The sequence below is a fragment of the Luteimonas panaciterrae genome (assembly GCF_020511115.1).
Lineage (GTDB): Bacteria > Pseudomonadota > Gammaproteobacteria > Xanthomonadales > Xanthomonadaceae > Luteimonas > Luteimonas panaciterrae.
This window is the reverse complement of record NZ_JAJAVH010000004.1, coordinates 312,163-329,427: the sequence shown is the minus strand read 5'-3', so window position 1 is coordinate 329,427 and position 17,265 is coordinate 312,163. Positions and strand designations below refer to the sequence as shown.

Here is a 17,265-nt window from a genome sequence, read left to right as displayed (position 1 = left end):
AGATGAGCCCCAAACCTTCTGCCGTGCGCCGCAAAGCGGATCGCGACGGCGCAGCTTTGCCCGAATCTGCTTCGTCCAAGTCGGCTTCCTCCAGGCCAGCTGCGTCCAAGCCCGCCCTGCTTGAACCCATCTTCCAGGCTCTGCGCAAGCGCGCCGCCAAAGCAGGCGGCGGCAAGGCGGGGCAGGACATCGCCATCGCCTTCGCCAATGCCTTCTACCATCGCATGAGCGAGGACGAACTGCCGCAGCACAGCGCCGACGGCTGGGCGGCATTGGCCAGCGATTTCCTCGCCTTCGCCAGCAACCGCAAGCGCGGCGTCGCCAACGTGCGCCTGTTCAATCCGCAGCAGAAGACGCACGGCTGGGAATCGCCGCACACCGTGCTGCAGATCGTCAACGACGACATGCCCTTCCTGGTCGATTCGGTGACGATGGCACTGGCCGATCACGGCATCGGCGTGCATGTGCTGGGCCATCCGATGGTGCAGGTCACACGCACCGCCGCCGGCAAGCTGACGGCGGTGGGCGAGGGTGAGTTCGAGTCGATGATGCACCTGGAGATCGACCGCCAGTCCGCCACCGACAGCGCGAAGATCGAAGCGGCGATCCGCGGCGTGCTCGATGACGTGCGTGGGATCGTCTCCGACTGGGATGCGATGCGGCAGAAGATGCTGACGATCGCCGACGATGTCGGCTCGCGCCGGATGCCGTTGTCGGACGCCGGCCGTCATGAAGCGCAGGAATTCCTGCGCTGGGCCGCCGCCGATCATTTCACCTTCTTCGGCTATCGCGAATATGTCGTCGAGAAGCAGGGCAAGGACGAAGTGTTGCGCAGCCTCCCGGACAGCGGTCTGGGGCTGTTGCGCGGCAAGGAAGTCGGCAAGGCGCGCCTGCTCAAGACGCTGGCCGCCTCGAAGATGCCGCAGTCCGGTGCCGTTGACGCGCTGATCCTGACCAAGAGCAATTCACGTTCCACCGTGCATCGCCCGGGCTACATGGATTACATCGGCGTGCTCAGCTTCGATGCCAAGGGCAAGCCGTCGGCCGAACAGCGCTTCCTCGGGCTGTTCACGTCCAGCGCCTACAACCGCCGCCCGTGGGACATTCCGCTGGTGCGCGAGCGCTACGAATACGTCATGCGCGCTTCCGGCCTGAAGCCCAACAGCCATAGCGGCAAGGCGCTCAAGCACATCCTGGAAACGCTGCCGCGCGATGAGCTGTTCCAGTCGAGCGAGGAAGAGTTGTTCCAGCTCGCCACCGGCATCCTCGGCCTGCAGGAACGCGTGCGCAACAAGCTGTTCCTGCGCCGCGACCGCTACGGCCGTTATTACTCGATCCTGGCGTACATCCCGCGCGATCGTTACAACACGGACATGCGCCTGCGCATCGAAGCGATGCTCAAGCGCGAATTGCAGGCGGATGAAGTCGACAGCAACATGCTGGTCGGCGAATCGCCGCTGGCGCAGCTGCACATGCTCGTGCGTCCGCGCGCGGGGGCGAAGGTCGAGGCCGATCAGTCCGCGCTCGACGCCGGGCTCGCCGAGATCGTGCGCAACCGTTACGACGAACTACGCGACCGCCTCATCAGCATCCATGGCGAGCACAATGGTTTGACGCTGGCCTCGCATTACGGTCGCGCGCTGCCGGCTGCCTATCTGCAGGAAACGACCCCGGAAGCCGCCGCCGAGGACGTGCGCCGCATCGCCTCGCTGCAGGACGCCGAGGACATCGCCCAGAGCCTGCAGCGCACGGACAAGAACCTGCGGCTGAAGCTCTACCGCTGGCACGACGACATCCCGCTCTCCGACGCATTGCCGATGATGGAGAACATGGGGCTGCGCGTGATCTCCGAGCATCCGTATTCGATGCAGATCGATGGCAAGACGGTATATCTGCAGGACTTCGAGGTCGAGTCGGCACGCGATTTCGACGTCGATGCGGTGGCCGCCAACTTCGAGGAGGCCTTCGAGCAGATCTGGCGCGGCGGGGCCGAGAACGACGGTTTCAACCGTCTGGTGCTGAGCGCGAGCCTGAACTGGCGCCAGGTGGCCGTGTTGCGTGGCTACTGCAAATATCTGCTGCAGGTTGGCGTGCCGTTCTCGCAGAGCTACGTCGAGGAAACCTTCGCGCGCTATCCGCTGCTGGCGCGTTTGCTGGTGGAAATGTTCGAGGCCCGTTTCGATCCGTGCACCGGCCATGAGACGCCTGCGCAGATCGCCAGCGGCGTCGAACACTTCTCCAAGCAGCTGCGCGCGCTCAGCGCGGGCGACGAGGACGTGCTGAAGGCGCTGCAACCGGTGATCGACGCCCGCCGCAACGGCCGCAATACGCAATACGACAGTGTGCGCAAGGCGCTGAAGGCGCTGCTCGAACGCGTGTCGAGCCTGGACGAAGACCGCATCGTGCGCAGCTTCATGAGCGTGATCGACGCGACCCTGCGCACCGGCTACTACCAGATCGAAATGAAGGAGAAGGCCGGCTACACCGCGCCGGATCGTGAGTACATCAGCTTCAAGTTCGATTCGTCCAAGGTGCCTGACCTGCCCAAGCCGCGTCCGTATCGCGAGATCTTCGTGTATGGACCGCGCGTGGAAGGCGTGCATCTGCGCTTCGGGCCGGTCGCGCGCGGCGGCCTGCGCTGGTCGGATCGCCGCGAGGACTTCCGTACCGAAGTGCTCGGCCTGGTGAAGGCACAGATGGTGAAGAACACCGTGATCGTGCCGGTCGGTTCCAAGGGCGGTTTCTTCGTCAAGCGTCCGCCCAGCGGGGGTGACCGCGACGCGGCGCTGGCCGAAGGCATCGCCTGCTACAAGCAGTTCATCAACGGCCTGCTCGACATCACCGACAACCTCGTCGATGGCAAGGTGGTGCCGCCGAAGAACGTGGTGCGCCATGACGGCGACGATCCTTACCTCGTCGTCGCCGCCGACAAGGGCACGGCGACGTTCTCCGACATCGCCAACGGCATCGCGCGCGAGCACGGCTTCTGGCTCGACGACGCCTTCGCCTCGGGCGGCTCCGTCGGTTACGACCACAAGGGCATGGGCATCACCGCCAAGGGGGCGTGGGAGTCGGTGAAGCGGCATTTCCGTTCGCTCGGCCGCGACAGCCAGACGCAGGACTTCACCTGCGTCGGTATCGGCGACATGTCCGGCGACGTGTTCGGCAACGGCATGCTGCTGTCGAAGCACATCCGGCTGGTGGCCGCGTTCGACCATCGCCATGTCTTCCTCGACCCGAACCCGGACGCGGCCAAGTCGTTCAAGGAACGCACGCGCATGTTCAAGCTGCCGCGTTCAAGCTGGGACGACTACGACAAATCGCTGATCAGCAAGGGCGGCGGCGTATGGCCGCGTAGCGCCAAGTCGATTCCGATCAGCGCAGACGTGCGGGCTGCGCTCGGCATCGAAGGCAATGTCAACGCGCTAAGCCCGAACGAACTGCTGAACGCCATCCTCAAGGCGCCGGTTGATCTGCTCTGGAACGGCGGCATCGGCACCTACGTCAAGGCCAGCACCGAAAGTCACGGCGAAGTCGGCGATCGCGCCAACAATGCCATCCGTGTCGACGGTCGCGACCTGCGCTGCAAGGTGGTGGGAGAGGGCGGCAACCTCGGTCTCACCCAGCGTGGCCGTATCGAAGCCGCGCTGACGTCGGGCGTCCTGCTCAACACCGACTTCATCGACAACTCGGCCGGTGTGGATACCTCCGATCACGAGGTCAACATCAAGATCCTGCTCAATGCGCAGGTGCAGGCGAAGAAGCTCAAGTTCGAAGCGCGCAACGAGCTGCTGGCGTCGATGACCGACGAGGTCGCCGCGCTGGTGCTCAACGACAATTACCGCCAGAACCAGGCGTTGAGCCTGATGGAGCGGATGAGCGTCTCGCGTCTGGGCTCGAAACAACATTTCATCCAGACGCTGGAAGCGCAGGGCCTGCTCGATCGTCAGATCGAGTTCCTGCCGTCCGATGCCGAGATCGCCGAACGCAAGGCGCGCGGGCTCGGATTGACGCGCCCGGAACTGTCGGTGCTGCTGTCCTATTCGAAGCTGGTCGCATTCCAGCAGTTGCTCGATTCGGACGTGCCCGAGGATGCCTATCTCTCGAAGGAACTGGTGCGCTACTTCCCGGCGCCGTTGCAGAAGAAGTACGCCAAGGCGATGGAACAGCACCGCCTGAAGCGCGAGATCATCGCCACCGCGGTCACCAACTCCACGATCAACCGCATGGGCGCGACCTTCCTGCTGCGCATGCAGGAAGACACCGGCCGCAATCCGGGCGAAGTCGCCAAGGCCTTCACGATCACGCGCGAAACGCTGGATGCGCGTGATCTGTGGGCGCAGATCGACGCACTCGACGGCAAGGTGGCCGAATCGGTGCAGATCGACGCGCTGCAGGTGATCTGGTCGCTGCAGCGTTCGATGACGCGTTGGCTGTTGGCGCGTCCAGGCGCGATTCCCGACATCACCGCCGCGATGGAGCGCTACCACGACGGCTTCCGCGATGTGCGCGCCGGTGAGAACATCATCACCGCATCGCAACGTCCTGCTTACGAGGCCAGCCTGCGCGACTGGCGCGAGAAGGGCGTTCCGGACGATCTGGCCGGACAACTGTCCGCGCTGCCGTACCTGGAAGCCTGCTGCGACATCATCGAGCTCGCGCGCGATCGCAAGCTCAAGCCGGTCGACATCGCCCGCGTGCACTTCCGTCTCGGCGACGCGCTGCATCTGCCGTGGTTGCTGGCGCAGATCGACGCGTTGCCGGTGGAGGGCCGCTGGCACGCCGTTGCTCGCAGCGTGCTGCGTGACGAACTGGCGACGCAGCAACGTGCGCTGGTCGGACAGGTGTTGTCGATTCCAGGCAACGATCCGGATGCCCGCGTGAAGCAGTGGCTGGAGCGTGACGATGCGTCGCTGCGTTTCACGCTGTCCATGCTCAACGAACTGGCGGCGCAGAAGACGTTGGATTACCCGACGGCTTCGGTGGCGGTGCAGCGGTTGGCGCAGTTGGCCGTCCGTAACTGATCAGGGGTGGGGCGACATCCTCTCCCGCTGATGGGAGAGGATGCGCGAATCGAGAAGTTGTCCGTCATTCCGGCTTGATCGGCCATGCGGCCATCAAAACACCGCCGGGATGACGGCAAGCGTGGTCACTCACCCATTCGCCAACGCCTGCAAGCGGTCATACGCGCCGTTGAACACGTTCTGGTCGCCAGGGAAGGTGCCTGAATCCGCGTACTGCCAGATCGTGTAGTAACCCCAGGCATAAGGCAGCGTGCCGGGGCTGGAGGAATAGCGCGCCACCCACAACGGGTTGTTGTTGCTGAAGTTGCCCGCCGTGCCCACGCATTGCGACCACCAGCTGGTGCTGGTGTAGATCACGGCCCAGCGACCGGTGCGGGCGTGGTACTGATTGACGAAGGAAGCGATCCAGTTCGCCATCGCGCTCTGGCTCAGGCCGTAGCAGGTCGCACCGTAAGGGTTGTATTCCACATCGAGCGCGCCCGGCAGCGTCTTGCCGTCGCGCGACCAGCCGCCGCCATGATCGACGAAGTAATTGGCCTGCGTGGCGCCGCTGGAAACATCGGGACGGGCGAAGTGATACGCGCCGCGGATCATGCCGACGTTGTACGAACCGTTGTACTGCTGCGCGAAGTAGGGATTGGTGTAGCCGGTGCCCTCGGTGGCCTTGACGTAGGCGAAGCGGGCGCCATTGCTCCAGGCCGCGCTCCAGTTGACGTTGCCCTGCCAGCCGCTCACGTCCATGCCCGGCACCGAAGCGGCCAGTGTCGCGGTGATGGTGGCGTACTTGGGCACCTGCCAGTTGCCTTCATGCAGGCGGATCTGAGAGCCCATGGCGTGATCCTGGGCGACGATGCGCGCGGCTGTCGCGCTGTCGATGTCGGGATTGAGCCGTTCCAGCCAATCCGGTTCGAGGCCCGGAGGCAATCGTGCATCCTTCGAGATGTCGTCCGCCGACCAGGCCGACGGAATGGCGAGCACGCAGGATGCGGTGAGCAGAGCGATCTTGAAGCGGGAAGCCAATGACATGAATTCTCTCCTCGGAGTGGGATATCCGGTGCCGGCCGAGACACGTCAGTCGAAGCGCGCCAGTCGAAACGCGCCAGTCGAAGCACACGGCGGGACGGCGATCGGCCGTGAAGCGGTGTCTCGCCGCGGCACGATGGTGTCCGGGGCGAGGATAGGCAGTGAAGGCGTCGTTACCGTGCGAAGACACGGCGCGGCGGCGCCAAATCGGACACGACGTCACACCTGCGTCGCTGTTATGCTGAATGTACAGTTCTGGAGCCGCCGATGACCGCGACGCCCCGCATCGCCTTTCTCGCCAGTCCCGCCGATGGTGCGCAGGATGCGCAATCGCAGATGGTCGAACTGCACGGGCAGTACGATCCAGCCGATGCCGACGTGATCTGCGCGCTCGGCGGAGACGGCTTCATGCTGCAGACGCTGCATCGGCACGGCAGCCTCGGCAAGCCGGTGTTCGGGATGAAGCTCGGGACCGTCGGCTTCCTGATGAACCAGTACCGCGGCGAGGACCTGATCGATCGCATCACCGCGGCCGAGCCTGCGGTGCTGCGGCCGCTGGAAATGGTCGCGCTGACAGAGTCGGGCGCCTCCGTCGGGTCGCTGGCGTACAACGAAGTCTCATTGCTGCGTCAGACGCGCCAGGCGGCGCATCTGAGCATCGACTTGAACGGCATCACGCGCCTGGACGAGCTGATCTGCGACGGCGTGATGGTGGCGACGCCGGCGGGCAGTACAGCCTACAACTTCTCCGCGCACGGTCCGATCCTGCCACTCGGTTCATCGGTGATCGCGCTGACCCCGATCGCCGCGTTCCGTCCCCGACGCTGGCGCGGCGCGCTGCTGAAGGCCGATACCGAGGTGCGCTTCCGTGTGCTCGATCCGTACAAGCGTCCGGTCAGCGCCACGGCCGATTCGCATGAAGTACGCGATGTGGTGGAGGTGACGATCCGCGAGTCGCGCGATCGCACCGTCACGCTGCTGTTCGATCCCGAGCACAACCTTGAGGAACGTATCCTCAGCGAACAGTTCATGGTCTGACCAAGCCTCAGCGCGCGATAATCCTACAATGGCCGTCACTCCTGCTGTTCCGATCCTGACCATCGCGATCTCCTCGCGCGCCTTGTTCGACCTTGAGGACAGCCACGCCCTGTTCGAAGCGCAGGGCATCGATGCCTTCGCCGAGCACCAGCGCAGCCGCGAGGACGATATCCTGGAACCCGGCATCGCCTTTCCGCTGGTGCGGAAGCTCCTGTCGTTGAACGAAGGCGCCCCGCCCGAAGCGCCGCGCGTGGAAGTGATCCTGCTGTCGCGCAACTCTTCCGACACCGGGTTGCGCGTCTTCAACTCGATCCAGTACCACGACTTGGCGATCTCGCGCGCCACGTTCACTTCAGGCGCGCCGACCTGGCCCTACCTGCGTCCGTTCGGCGCGCAATTGTTCCTGTCCGCCAATCCGGAATCGGTGCGGCGCGCGCTGGAGAACGGCGCGGCGGCAGCGACCATTCTGCCGGCCAAGGCGCCGGCGCATCGCCATGACCAGCTGCGCATCGCCTTCGACGGCGATGCGGTGATCTTCGATGACGAAGGCGAACGCGTGTCGCGGCAGGGCGGTGTCGAAGCATTCCATCGCCACGAACGCGAGCGTGCGCGCGAACCGCTCTCGGGCGGGCCGTTCCGCGGCTTCCTCGATGCCTTGCACCGATTACAGGCGCTGTATCCGCCGGGCGACGCATCTCCGATCCGCACCGCGCTGGTCACCGCGCGCTCCGCGCCCGCGCACGAGCGCGTGATCCGCACGTTGCGCGAGTGGGGCGTGCGCCTGGATGAGGCCTTGTTCCTGGGCGGGCGGCCGAAAGGCCCGTTCCTCGACGTGTTCGGTGCCGATATCTTCTTCGACGACTCGCTGCACAACATCGATTCGGCGCGCCAGCACGTGACGGCCGGGCACGTCCCACACGGTATCTCCAACTCGGAGAATTGAGCGCGGCCTTTACTTCGGCAGCAGGATCTCGGAAAGCTTCCAGTTCAATCCAGACCGGCTGAACACGAACACCACCGGCCGTCCTTTCTGATCGGCCACGGTCGCGGTGAAGCGCGACAGTGATTCGAAATCGTATTCCGGGTTCTTCAGCACCTGCGGGCGCTGCTCGCCGGGATCGTCATCCTTGCCATTCTCGCCGTCTGAAGAAAAGGGTTCGTTGTTGGCCCGTTCCCAGACCCTGCGGCCTTCCATCATCGCGCTGATGCCGGTGGGCGTGATCAGCCCGTCGATGGCGGTCGCCATGAGAGTGTTCGCCAGGCCGATGCCGAACGTCGCCAGAGGCCCGTCATCGACATGCGCGCCTGCTTCGCGCGCCAGATGATCGGCGAGCTGTGCCTTGAAACTACTGCGCAGTGCCGGGAAGTCGACCTGCTTCTCCAATTTCACCGTATCCCCGGTTTTCACCGCTTCACGGATTGCGCGCACGGTCAGGAACGGCCCCGCCGCGACGTAGGCGAGAAGGGCGATCAGAACGGCGACGGCCAACCAGAGCCATTTCTTCATGAGCAGCGGGACTCCGGAAAGGATTCGTCCCGATTCTATCGCCTGTCAGAACTCAAGATCGAGCGCCGCGCACAGATAGTCCACGAACGGCCCCAGCGTCTGCAGGTCCTTCGCCAGCGTCTGGCGCAACTTCGGGCCGAGCATGACGCTGTCCTCGATGACCCGCGAAACGACGAAGTTCTTGTGCTTCAGGTCGTCGATGAACTCGAAATCCGCCGGGAAACCGTGCGGCGGCCGTACCAGCATCTCCTCGTCCTCCAGATCGAAGCGGCGCCGCAGCGCAGGCGCGTGCGCGGCCGCTTTCCAACTGCCGGGATTGTTGAAGATGAATTGCCGGATCTGCCGTTGCGTCGAGGTTTCCGGATGCCAGAGCCCCGCGCCGATGAAGCTGTTGCCCGGCTGCAGATGCAGATAGAACGACGGCGCCGGCACCTGCTTGCTGCGCGCATGGAACAGGCGCGCGCCTTGCCAGGTCTTGTAGGGCGTCTTGTCGTTGGCGAAGCGGGTATCGCGCTGGATGCGGAACAGCGAGCCGCCGACGGTCTTGGGATCGGAGCGAAAGTGCTCGCTGACTGCGTGCAGATCAGGCTGAAGATCGGTCAGCAGGCGTTGGAAGGGCTCGCGCACATGCGCGTCGTACTCGTCCTTGTGGGCGAGGAACCAGGCACGCTCGTTGTTGCGCGCCAGTCCGCGCAGGAATTTGAAGCTCTTGTCGGTGAAGTAGGTGGCCATAATCGCTCGGTGTTCTTGTCGTCGTTCCGTTCGCGGGCGTTCGTTCACGCACGTCCGTTCACTCGCGGATGACGAAGTTCATGAAGCTCTCTCATTCCAACGATCGATGCAACTCAGCGCCCCAGGCCTCGAGTCGATCCAGCAGGGCCTGCTTCGGGCCGTCGCCCGCGTGCGTGAGACGCAATGTGGCGATTTCCGTTCCGTACTGCGACAAACACAGTTCGGACAGGCCTGATTCCTCGAGCAGACGGTGTCGACGGTACTCGTTCCAGCGCGAATGTTCGTCCGCCGTCAGAGTCTCCGGCCAGTTGCGGGCGCGGTAGCGGAACAGCAGTTCAGGCAATCGCCCGTCCTGGAAGCCGAAATCGCGTGCGCCCAGGGCCTGCGGCGGCGTCGCGCGCACGTCCGCATATCGCCGCTTGTCACCGTCGCCGATGAAACCATCGTACAGGGAGGCATCGACGTCGGACGGCTCCCGCTCATGCGTGGAGGCGAAGACGCGCCGTACTTTCTCGGCGAGCTGAGGTGCGGACTCGCGCAGACGCGCGGCGCGTTTTTCGACGAGAGCCGGATCGATGTTCAGGCGCTGGAAATCCTGTTCGCGCAGATGCGCCCATTCGATCAGGGCGGGGCAGCGGTTGAGATGCACTTCCTTCAAGGGAATCCGCGTCTCGCCCTCGGGCAGATCGGCACTGCGGACGTAGAGCCTGTCGGCGATGGCATCGGCATCGAGATCGAGCAGCGCCTCGGGTTCGCTGTCGAGATCGAACACGATCACGCGACTGTCGATGCGCGGATGCCGCGCGAGCGGCAGCACGGCCGCCGCGCACAGGCGCGCCGCCGGATAACGCTGCGAAACGTGAAGAACAGGAGTATGTCCGACGAGATCGAGCAGGGAAGCCGCATAACGCTTGTCGCGCAGACGCAGCGCGTAGTCCCAAAGCCGCGGCTGCGCATGCTTGAGCTTGCGCGCCATGCCGATCAGGGCGCGCACGTCCGACAACGCCTCGTGGGCATCACCGATACGCACGTCGTTGGCGGTGGCCAGATGCTCCAGGCGGAACGAAGTCGCGCCATCGTCGCGCTGCGGCCAGACGATGCCCTCGGGTCGCAGCGCATGCGCGAGACGCATCACATCGAGCAGATCCCAGCGCGAGTTGCCGCCTCGCCATTCACGCTCGTAGGCATCGTAGAAATTGCGGAACAAACCGTAGCGGATGAATTCGTCGTCGAAGCGCAGCGAGTTGTAGCCGAGCGTGCAGGTTTCCGGTTGCGACATCTCCTCGGCGATCCTGGCGAAAGCCTCGGCCTCCGGAATTCCGTCGCGCAGGGCATCCTGCGGCGCGATGCCGGTGACCAGCGAGGCGACCGGGGTGGGCAGGAGATCGTCGGCGGGCCGCACGAAGAAATCGATCGGCTCGTCGATCTCGTTGAGGTCGGCGTCGGTGCGGATCGCGGCGAACTGGGCGATGCGGCTGCGCCGCGGATCGGTGCCGAAGGTTTCCAGGTCGTAGAAGAGAAAGCTCGCGCTCACGCCGTGTCCTGCAATGGTGTCAGGCGTGCCAGTACTTGCACATCGACCGAGGCCCAGTCGATGTCATCCAGCGAATCGAGCCCATGCGTGGCTTCGACGAGGATTTCGCGCTGGATGTCGCTGCGCTCCAGGGCCACTGCATACGGAATCCGCATGAAGGTGACCATGGTGTAGTGCGGCACGAAGCGGCCAGGATGGCGTTCCTGCAAGGCGCGCTCGAGATCCCGTTGCAACAGGAAATCGGCGTCGTCGACGCGGTCGCGCATTTCCAGGTAATTCTCCAGCGCCATCTGCTGGATCGCGGCCGCGTTCGGCTTGCGCTCGGCCTCGAATGCGGCGAAGGCGGCTGTGAGATCCGCGGTTCCGTCGTTCGTATGCGCATCGAGGTGCCGTGCCAGCGCCACGCAGTCCTCGAACGCGCAATTCATGCCCTGGCCGTGGAACGGCACCATCGCGTGCGCGGCATCGCCGAGCAACACCGCGCGGCCATCGAGATGCCAGCGATCGAGGTAGAGCGTCGCCAGCAGGCCGGGCGGGTTCTTGGCCCAATCCTTTCTGAGGTCGGGAATCAGCGCCAGCGCGTCGGCGAAATCGCGCTCGAACAAGGCGACGGCGTCATCCGTTGTTTTCAACGTGGCGAAGCTGGGGCCATCGTGTCCCGGCGCCGGTTCGTTGGGCAGGAACAGCGTGACGGTGAAGGTCTTCTCGTCGTTCGGCAACGCGATGCACATGTAGTGCCCGCGCGGCCAGATGTGCAAGGCATTGGGCTCGATGCGGAAGCCACCGTCCGGCGTGGGCGGGATTTCGAGTTCCTTGTAGGAATGATCGAGGAATTCGCTGCGTTCGCCGAGGGGGCGATACGCGTTCATCGTCGCACGCAGCGCGGAACCGGCACCGTCGGCACCGACCAGCGTCGGTGCGGAGACTTCGTGGCGCGTGCCATCGCGATCGTCGATGAAGCGGGCGATGCCGGCGTCGAAATCGACACCTTCCAGACGCCGGTGGAAATGCAGGTTGGCACCCGCACGCTCGGCCAGATCGAGCAGGGTGATGTTGAGATCGCCGCGATGCACCGACCAGATCACCTCGGAATCGTCGCGCCCGTAGCGCTGCAACTGCACGCGTCCGTCGAGGAAGTGCACCATGCGGCCGCGCATCATGACCGCCTGCCGCATCACCGCGTCGTCGGCATCGGCCTGCCGAAGGGCGTGACGGCCGCGTTCGGCCAGGGCGAGATTGATCGAGCGTCCGCCTTCGTAGCCTTTCACGCGCGGGTCGCCGCGCTTCTCGAACACGTCGACGTGCCAGCCGCGACGTGCCAGCAACGTCGCGAGCAGGGCGCCCGCCAGACCGGCGCCGATGATGGTCAGGGACTTACTCATGAAAGCATGCTCATGGGGCGCGCCAGGCTTCCACCGCGCGGACGAAACGCATCACGTCGGCGTGGGTGTTGTAGAGCGGAACGGGAGAAATGCGGATCACGTCGGGTTCGCGCCAGTCACCGAGGACGCCTTCGCGGGCAAGGAACTCGAAGAGCGAGCGGCCGGCTTCGCGTCCCTGCAATCCGCGTCCTTGCACGACACGCAGTGAAAGCTGAGCGCCGCGTTGCTCGGGATCGGCTGGCGTGGCGATCTGCAACGTGCCGGTCAATCGCTCATGGATCAAGGCTTCGAGATAGCCGGTCAACCGCTTGGATTTTTCGCGCAATGCCGGCATTCCCGCCTGCGCGAATAGCTCCAGCGATCCACGCAGTGGCGCCAGGCCGAGAATCGGCGGATTGCTCAACTGCCAGCCGTCGGCGCCGGACGTGGGCGAGAAATCGGGGCCCATGCGGAAACGCGTGGCCTGATCGTGTCCCCACCAGCCAGCGAAGCGCGGACGGTCCGTGCGCGCATGGCGCGCATGCACGAAGCAGCCGGCCACCGCGCCCGGACCGGAGTTCATGTACTTGTAATGACACCACACCGCGAAATCCGCATCGCTGTCGTGCAATCGCAGCGGAAGATTACCGACGGCATGGGCGAGATCGAATCCCACCACGGCGCCAGCCGCGTGCCCGAGTCGCGCGATCTCGGCAAGATCGAACGCCTGCCCGGTCCGGTATTGCACGCCGGGCCAGACGATGAGGGCGAGGCGAGGCCCGTATTCCGCGATCGCGCGCGCGATCGCCTGCATCGAGAAGGTACCGTCGGGTGCGTCGGGTTGGAGTTCGATCAGGTCGGTCGCCGGATCGAAGCCGTGGAAACGCACCTGCGATTCGAGCGCGTAACGATCGGAGGGGAATGCCCCGGCTTCCATCAGGATCGCCGGACGCTCGCGCGTGGGGCGGTAGAAACTCACCATCATCAGATGCAGATTGGCGGTGAGCGAGTTCATCGCTACGACTTCCGACGGTTCCGCGCCGACCACCGCCGCGAGCGGATCACGCACGAGTTCGTGATACGGCATCCACTGCGCCTGCCCGGTGAAATGCCCTTCGACGGCTTCCATCGCCCATTTGCTCAGCACTTCCTCGACGTGGGCGCGCGCCGTTTTCGGCTGCAATCCGAGCGAATTGCCGCAGAAGTAGGCCTGGTCGTGGCCATCATGCTTCGGGATGTGGAACCGGTCGCGAAATCCGCGCAGCGGATCGGCGGCGTCCTGTGCTTGCGCGTAATCGTCTGAGAAGAGTTCGGTCAAAGTGGGTTCCATGCGAACGGCGCTCGGCAACTCATGCGAAGCGCGATTTGGACAGGCCGAGCCATTCCAGCGCGGTGCCGTGATAGAGCCGTGCCTGGCCTTCTTCGTCGAGCGTGAGCGCGGCGATGCCGGCACCAGGCTCCTGCTCACCGAGCGGGAAGGGATAATCGGTGCCGAGCATCACGCGCTCCGCGCCGCAGGTCTCGAGCAGATATCGCAGCGCGCGTGGATCGGCGACCCAGGAGTCGAAATACAACCGGCCGAGATAATCGCGCGGATTGCGCGGATTGTCGGTCGCGACGAGATCCGGGCGCATGTTGAACCCATGCTCGATGCGGCCGATGGTGTAGGGGAAGCTGCCGCCACCGTGCGCCAGGCAAATCTTGAGTTTCGGCAGCCGCTCCAGCACGCCACCGAAGATCAGGCAGCAAGCCGCGCGCGACTGTTCGGCCGGCATGCCCACCAGCCACGGCAGCCAGTACTTCGGCATCGACTCGCTGCCCATCATGTCCCAGGGATGCACCAGAATCGCGGCGCCGAGATCGCTGGCGGCCTCGAAGAATTCGAACAGCTCCGGCGCGTCGAGGTTCCAGGCACCGATGTGCGAGCCGATCTGCACGCCCTGCAGGCCGAGCTGGTCCATGCAGCGTTCGAGTTCCTGCACGGCGAGCCGCGGCGACTGCATCGGCACCGTGCCGATGCCGGCGTAATGGCGCGGATGCGCGCGGCAGGTCTCGGCCATGTGATCGTTGAGCGACGCGTGCAGGTCCAGTGCCTGGTTGGGCTTGGCCCAATAACTGAACATCACCGGCACGGTGCTGATCACCTGCACCTGCACGCCGAAGCGGGCGTAATCGTCGATGCGCTCTTGCGCGTCCCAGGTCTTCGACCAGATTTCGCGGAAGAACTTGCCGTCCTTGTAGATGCGATGGCGGCCGTCCTCGGTGTGATGGATCACCGGGAAGCGCTCGTCGCCATATTTCTTCGCCAGATCGGGCCAGTCCCGCGGCAGGTAGTGGGCGTGGGTGTCGATCTTGAGCATGGTTCGGATTCTACATGTGCCGCATCTACGCGGTCGCCATGGAATCGGCCGTGGTGCCTGTCGTCGTTTCGCGCTGCAGCAAATGCGCCAGCGTGTCGATCGCGTCGACGATGCGGTCGCAGGCGTCGGCCAGGGCGATGCCGGTGGCGCCGGCGTCGGTCAGGCGGGCGAGGGCATCGGAGAGTTGTCGCTCCGAAGGCCGCAGTGACGGGAGCGTCAGCGGCCTGTCCTCGCGCAAGGCATCGACGATCCTGCCCAGTGCCCGATCGGTCTGTTCGGCAAACGCGTCGAGTTCGGGCATGTGTGGCAATCCCGTTTCGTCGCGAAGCAGTGCCTCCAGCGACAGCGTGGCGCGGATCAGCCGGTGCGCGTTGGCCAGGAACGACTCCGCCCAGGCCAGCCGCGCCTTCGTCGGGCCGCGCTTGGGTTCGGCGCGCAGCCGTTCCAGCGAGGCCAGGGCGTTGGTGCGGGCCGTGCGCGCGGCGCTGCGGGTTTCGTAGAGCGCGGCGAAATCCCGGCCGAGTACCGCGCGGACATGGTCGCGATAGGCGTCGATCAGCGTTGCCATCGCGTTGGTGATGCGACGGCCTTCCCAGGTCGGCCAGAGCGCGTAGGCGATCAGTGCCAGCACACTGCCGAGCACGGTGCCGACGATGCGCATCTCGACCGCGTCGGCCGGCGCGACGCCCTCGAACGACAGCAGCAGCACCAGCATCGCGGTCAGCATCGCCACACCGACCGCATAGTTCACCTGCACCAGCAGGCGGAAAACGAAGCACAGCAGTGCCATCAACGTCAGCCGCAGCGCGACGCCGTCCATGGCGACGTGGGCGATGGCGGTACCGATCAGCAGGCCGATCAAGGTGCCGACCACGCGCAGCACGCCGAACTGCATCGTCCCGCCGAAGTCGGGTTTGAGCACGATCGCGGCGGTCATCGGAATCCACACGCCGTGCGGAATCTGCAGCATGCGTTCGCAGGCCACCGCCACGCCGATGCAGACGGCGCTGCGCAGCGCATGCCGTAGCGCGATCGACGACAGCTTGAGGTTGGCGCGCAATGTCTGCAGAGGATTGCCCGGGCGCAGTGCGGCGGGCAGGCGCGCCTCGGCGAGTTCGGCGCGGATCTCGCCGCGGCTGCTGGCCCAGTCGCTGTTGCGCACCAGCGAGCGCAGCTGGCCGGCGAGGCCTTGCGCGCGCGCCAGCGCGATGCGCGAGAGGCGGCGATCGCGCGGATCGGCGAGGTCGCGGCGCGAGTGCGCCAGTGTCTCGACCAGGACGTCGAAACCTGCCATGTCACGCTCGGCGCGCAGAGGCGGTTCCGCGTTGTACATCGCTTCGGCCAGGTGCCGCAGGACGGCATCGGATGCTTTCAGGAGGGCATCGATGCGCGCGAGCACGTCGCGCTCGCGAATGCGGGCGTGCAGGTCGCCGAGAGAGAGCAGATCGATGCGCACGCGCTCGCACAGCTCGGCGATGATGCGGAACGACTGCACCGCGATGCCGCGCGAGCGATGCTCGCCATGCAGCAGTTGCAGGGCTTCCGTGGCCGCCTGCGTGACCGGCGGTGGCTGCGACGAATCGGGACGCGTACGCGCAGTCTCGGCCAGTTGTTCCAGTACCGTGGCCAGTGCAAAGCGCTCCGGCCGGTAACGCTGCAAGGGCCAGGCGGCGACGGCCATCAGCATCTGCAGCAATCCGCCGGCGAGGATGAGCGCGGCGACGCCGGGCGCGTTGCCGGGTGAGAGATGCATCTCCGCCGTGATCATCATCACGATGGTGTTGGTGAGGCCGACGCGCGCGGCGACCGGCCCCAGCGCCACGAGCAACCCGCCGATCGCGCCGAACAACGCCGCCACAACGACGAATGCCGCGGTGTACGGCCCGACCAGGATGCCGATCAATGCGGCGAGGCCGGCGGAAGCGGCCGCCAGGAACATCCGCTGCATGCGCAGCCGGTAAGGCCCGGGCAGGTCGGTGAACATCGTGTTGAGCGCGCCGACCGTCATCGCCAGACCGGCCGGTATCTGATCGATGGCGACGCCCACGGCGAGCGGGGCCACGACCGTGACCGTGTTGCGCAAGGCGACTCGGGCGGGAACGTCGCGTGGTTGGAAGGAGATTAGTGAGCGCAGCACGGCGATGCGGCGCTCAAGTGTCCGGGAATTCGTACTTCGTCGGCGCCGGATTCAGGTGCCCGCACTGCTTGCAGGTGCGATGCTCGCGCGAGGAATAGAAACGCTCGAACACCGGCGGAAAATCCTTTTCGATGTCGTGCAGGAAGAAATATTCCTCGTACAGCTTGTGGTTGCACTTCTCGCAGAACCACAACAAGCCGTCGTCCTCATGCGGCAGGCGCTTGCGCTCGATCACCAGGCCGACCGAGTTGGGCATGCGCTGCGGCGAATGCGGCGTGCGCGGCGGCAGCAGGAAGATTTCGCCGGCCTTGATCGGGATGTCGCGCACTTTCCCATCTTCCTGGATGCGCAGCACCATCTCGCCCTCGAGCTGGTAGAACCACTCCGGACCCTCGTCCCAGTGATAGTCGGTGCGCTGGTTGGGGCCGCCGACCACCATGACGATGAAATCGCCGTCGTAGATGCACTTGTTGCCGACCGGTGGCTTCAGCAGGTGACGGTGCTCGTCGATCCACTTCTGAAAATTGAGAGGGGCGGGAAGCATGGCTG

The 17,265-nt window shown here is 65.1% G+C and carries 12 protein-coding genes; 3 read left to right on the top strand and 9 right to left on the bottom strand.

The window, feature by feature from the left end:
• Window positions 1-2 precede the first annotated feature (2 nt).
• The gene (locus tag LG367_RS06360; RefSeq protein ID WP_226468380.1) at window positions 3-5,024 is read left to right on the top strand and encodes an NAD-glutamate dehydrogenase; all 5,022 of its coding nucleotides are present in this window, start codon (window positions 3-5) and stop codon (window positions 5,022-5,024) included.
• Window positions 5,025-5,153: 129 nt separating this feature from the next.
• Here LG367_RS06360 and LG367_RS06355 read toward each other — a convergent pair whose 3' ends face one another.
• A complete protein-coding gene (locus LG367_RS06355; protein WP_226468379.1) occupies window positions 5,154-6,050 on the bottom strand; it encodes a lysozyme in 897 nt (298 codons plus the stop codon).
• A gap of 264 nt (window positions 6,051-6,314) precedes the next feature.
• On the opposite strand from LG367_RS06355, the gene LG367_RS06350 reads away from it, so the two are divergent.
• Together LG367_RS06350 and LG367_RS06345 are read left to right on the top strand one after the other, a co-directional pair.
• Window positions 6,315-7,085 (top strand): NAD kinase, encoded by a 771-nt coding sequence (locus LG367_RS06350; protein WP_226468378.1) that lies wholly within the window; start codon window positions 6,315-6,317, stop codon window positions 7,083-7,085.
• Window positions 7,086-7,113: 28 nt separating this feature from the next.
• Window positions 7,114-8,028, top strand: a complete 915-nt coding sequence (locus LG367_RS06345; RefSeq protein WP_226468377.1) for a 5'-nucleotidase — start codon at window positions 7,114-7,116, stop codon at window positions 8,026-8,028.
• A 9-nt stretch (window positions 8,029-8,037) separates the two neighbouring features.
• Here LG367_RS06345 and LG367_RS06340 read toward each other — a convergent pair whose 3' ends face one another.
• The 8 genes from LG367_RS06340 to LG367_RS06305 form a co-directional block, all read right to left on the bottom strand.
• Window positions 8,038-8,592 (bottom strand): DUF2939 domain-containing protein, encoded by a 555-nt coding sequence (locus LG367_RS06340; protein ID WP_226468376.1) that lies wholly within the window; start codon window positions 8,590-8,592, stop codon window positions 8,038-8,040.
• 45 nt (window positions 8,593-8,637) lie between these two features.
• Window positions 8,638-9,324, bottom strand: coding sequence for a DUF2461 domain-containing protein (locus LG367_RS06335; RefSeq protein WP_226468375.1), 687 nt, complete (start codon window positions 9,322-9,324; stop codon window positions 8,638-8,640).
• 91 nt (window positions 9,325-9,415) lie between these two features.
• Window positions 9,416-10,858 (bottom strand): exodeoxyribonuclease I, encoded by a 1,443-nt coding sequence (gene sbcB, locus LG367_RS06330; RefSeq protein ID WP_226468374.1) that lies wholly within the window; start codon window positions 10,856-10,858, stop codon window positions 9,416-9,418.
• Window positions 10,855-12,240, bottom strand: a complete 1,386-nt coding sequence (locus LG367_RS06325; protein WP_226468373.1) for an FAD-dependent oxidoreductase — start codon at window positions 12,238-12,240, stop codon at window positions 10,855-10,857. The genes sbcB and LG367_RS06325 overlap by 4 nt, the downstream gene beginning before the upstream one ends.
• Before the next feature lie 10 nt (window positions 12,241-12,250).
• Entirely contained in the window at window positions 12,251-13,549 is a 1,299-nt protein-coding gene (gene kynU, locus LG367_RS06320; protein WP_425490927.1) for a kynureninase, read from the bottom strand.
• A 19-nt stretch (window positions 13,550-13,568) separates the two neighbouring features.
• Window positions 13,569-14,579, bottom strand: coding sequence for an amidohydrolase family protein (locus LG367_RS06315; RefSeq protein WP_226468372.1), 1,011 nt, complete (start codon window positions 14,577-14,579; stop codon window positions 13,569-13,571).
• 25 nt (window positions 14,580-14,604) lie between these two features.
• Window positions 14,605-16,767, bottom strand: coding sequence for an FUSC family protein (locus tag LG367_RS06310; protein WP_425490933.1), 2,163 nt, complete (start codon window positions 16,765-16,767; stop codon window positions 14,605-14,607).
• Complete coding sequence (locus LG367_RS06305; RefSeq protein WP_226468370.1) at window positions 16,730-17,260, bottom strand: 3-hydroxyanthranilate 3,4-dioxygenase; 531 nt, start codon at window positions 17,258-17,260, stop codon at window positions 16,730-16,732. The genes LG367_RS06310 and LG367_RS06305 overlap by 38 nt, the downstream gene beginning before the upstream one ends.
• Window positions 17,261-17,265: the final 5 nt, after the last annotated feature.

Excerpts from the sequence above, each read along its gene's own strand:
- LG367_RS06360 (WP_226468380.1), top strand. The coding sequence starts at position 3 with ATGAGCCCCAAACCTTCTGCCGTGCGCCGCAAAGCGGATCGCGACGGC.
- LG367_RS06350 (WP_226468378.1), top strand. The coding sequence starts at position 6,315 with ATGACCGCGACGCCCCGCATCGCCTTTCTCGCCAGTCCCGCCGATGGT.
- LG367_RS06315 (WP_226468372.1), bottom strand. The coding sequence starts at position 14,579 with ATGCTCAAGATCGACACCCACGCCCACTACCTGCCGCGGGACTGGCCC.
- kynU (WP_425490927.1), bottom strand. The coding sequence starts at position 13,549 with ATGGAACCCACTTTGACCGAACTCTTCTCAGACGATTACGCGCAAGCA.
- LG367_RS06345 (WP_226468377.1), top strand. The coding sequence starts at position 7,114 with ATGGCCGTCACTCCTGCTGTTCCGATCCTGACCATCGCGATCTCCTCG.
- LG367_RS06335 (WP_226468375.1), bottom strand. The coding sequence starts at position 9,324 with ATGGCCACCTACTTCACCGACAAGAGCTTCAAATTCCTGCGCGGACTG.
- LG367_RS06355 (WP_226468379.1), bottom strand. The coding sequence starts at position 6,050 with ATGTCATTGGCTTCCCGCTTCAAGATCGCTCTGCTCACCGCATCCTGC.
- LG367_RS06340 (WP_226468376.1), bottom strand. The coding sequence starts at position 8,592 with ATGAAGAAATGGCTCTGGTTGGCCGTCGCCGTTCTGATCGCCCTTCTC.
- LG367_RS06305 (WP_226468370.1), bottom strand. The coding sequence starts at position 17,260 with ATGCTTCCCGCCCCTCTCAATTTTCAGAAGTGGATCGACGAGCACCGT.
- LG367_RS06325 (WP_226468373.1), bottom strand. The coding sequence starts at position 12,240 with ATGAGTAAGTCCCTGACCATCATCGGCGCCGGTCTGGCGGGCGCCCTG.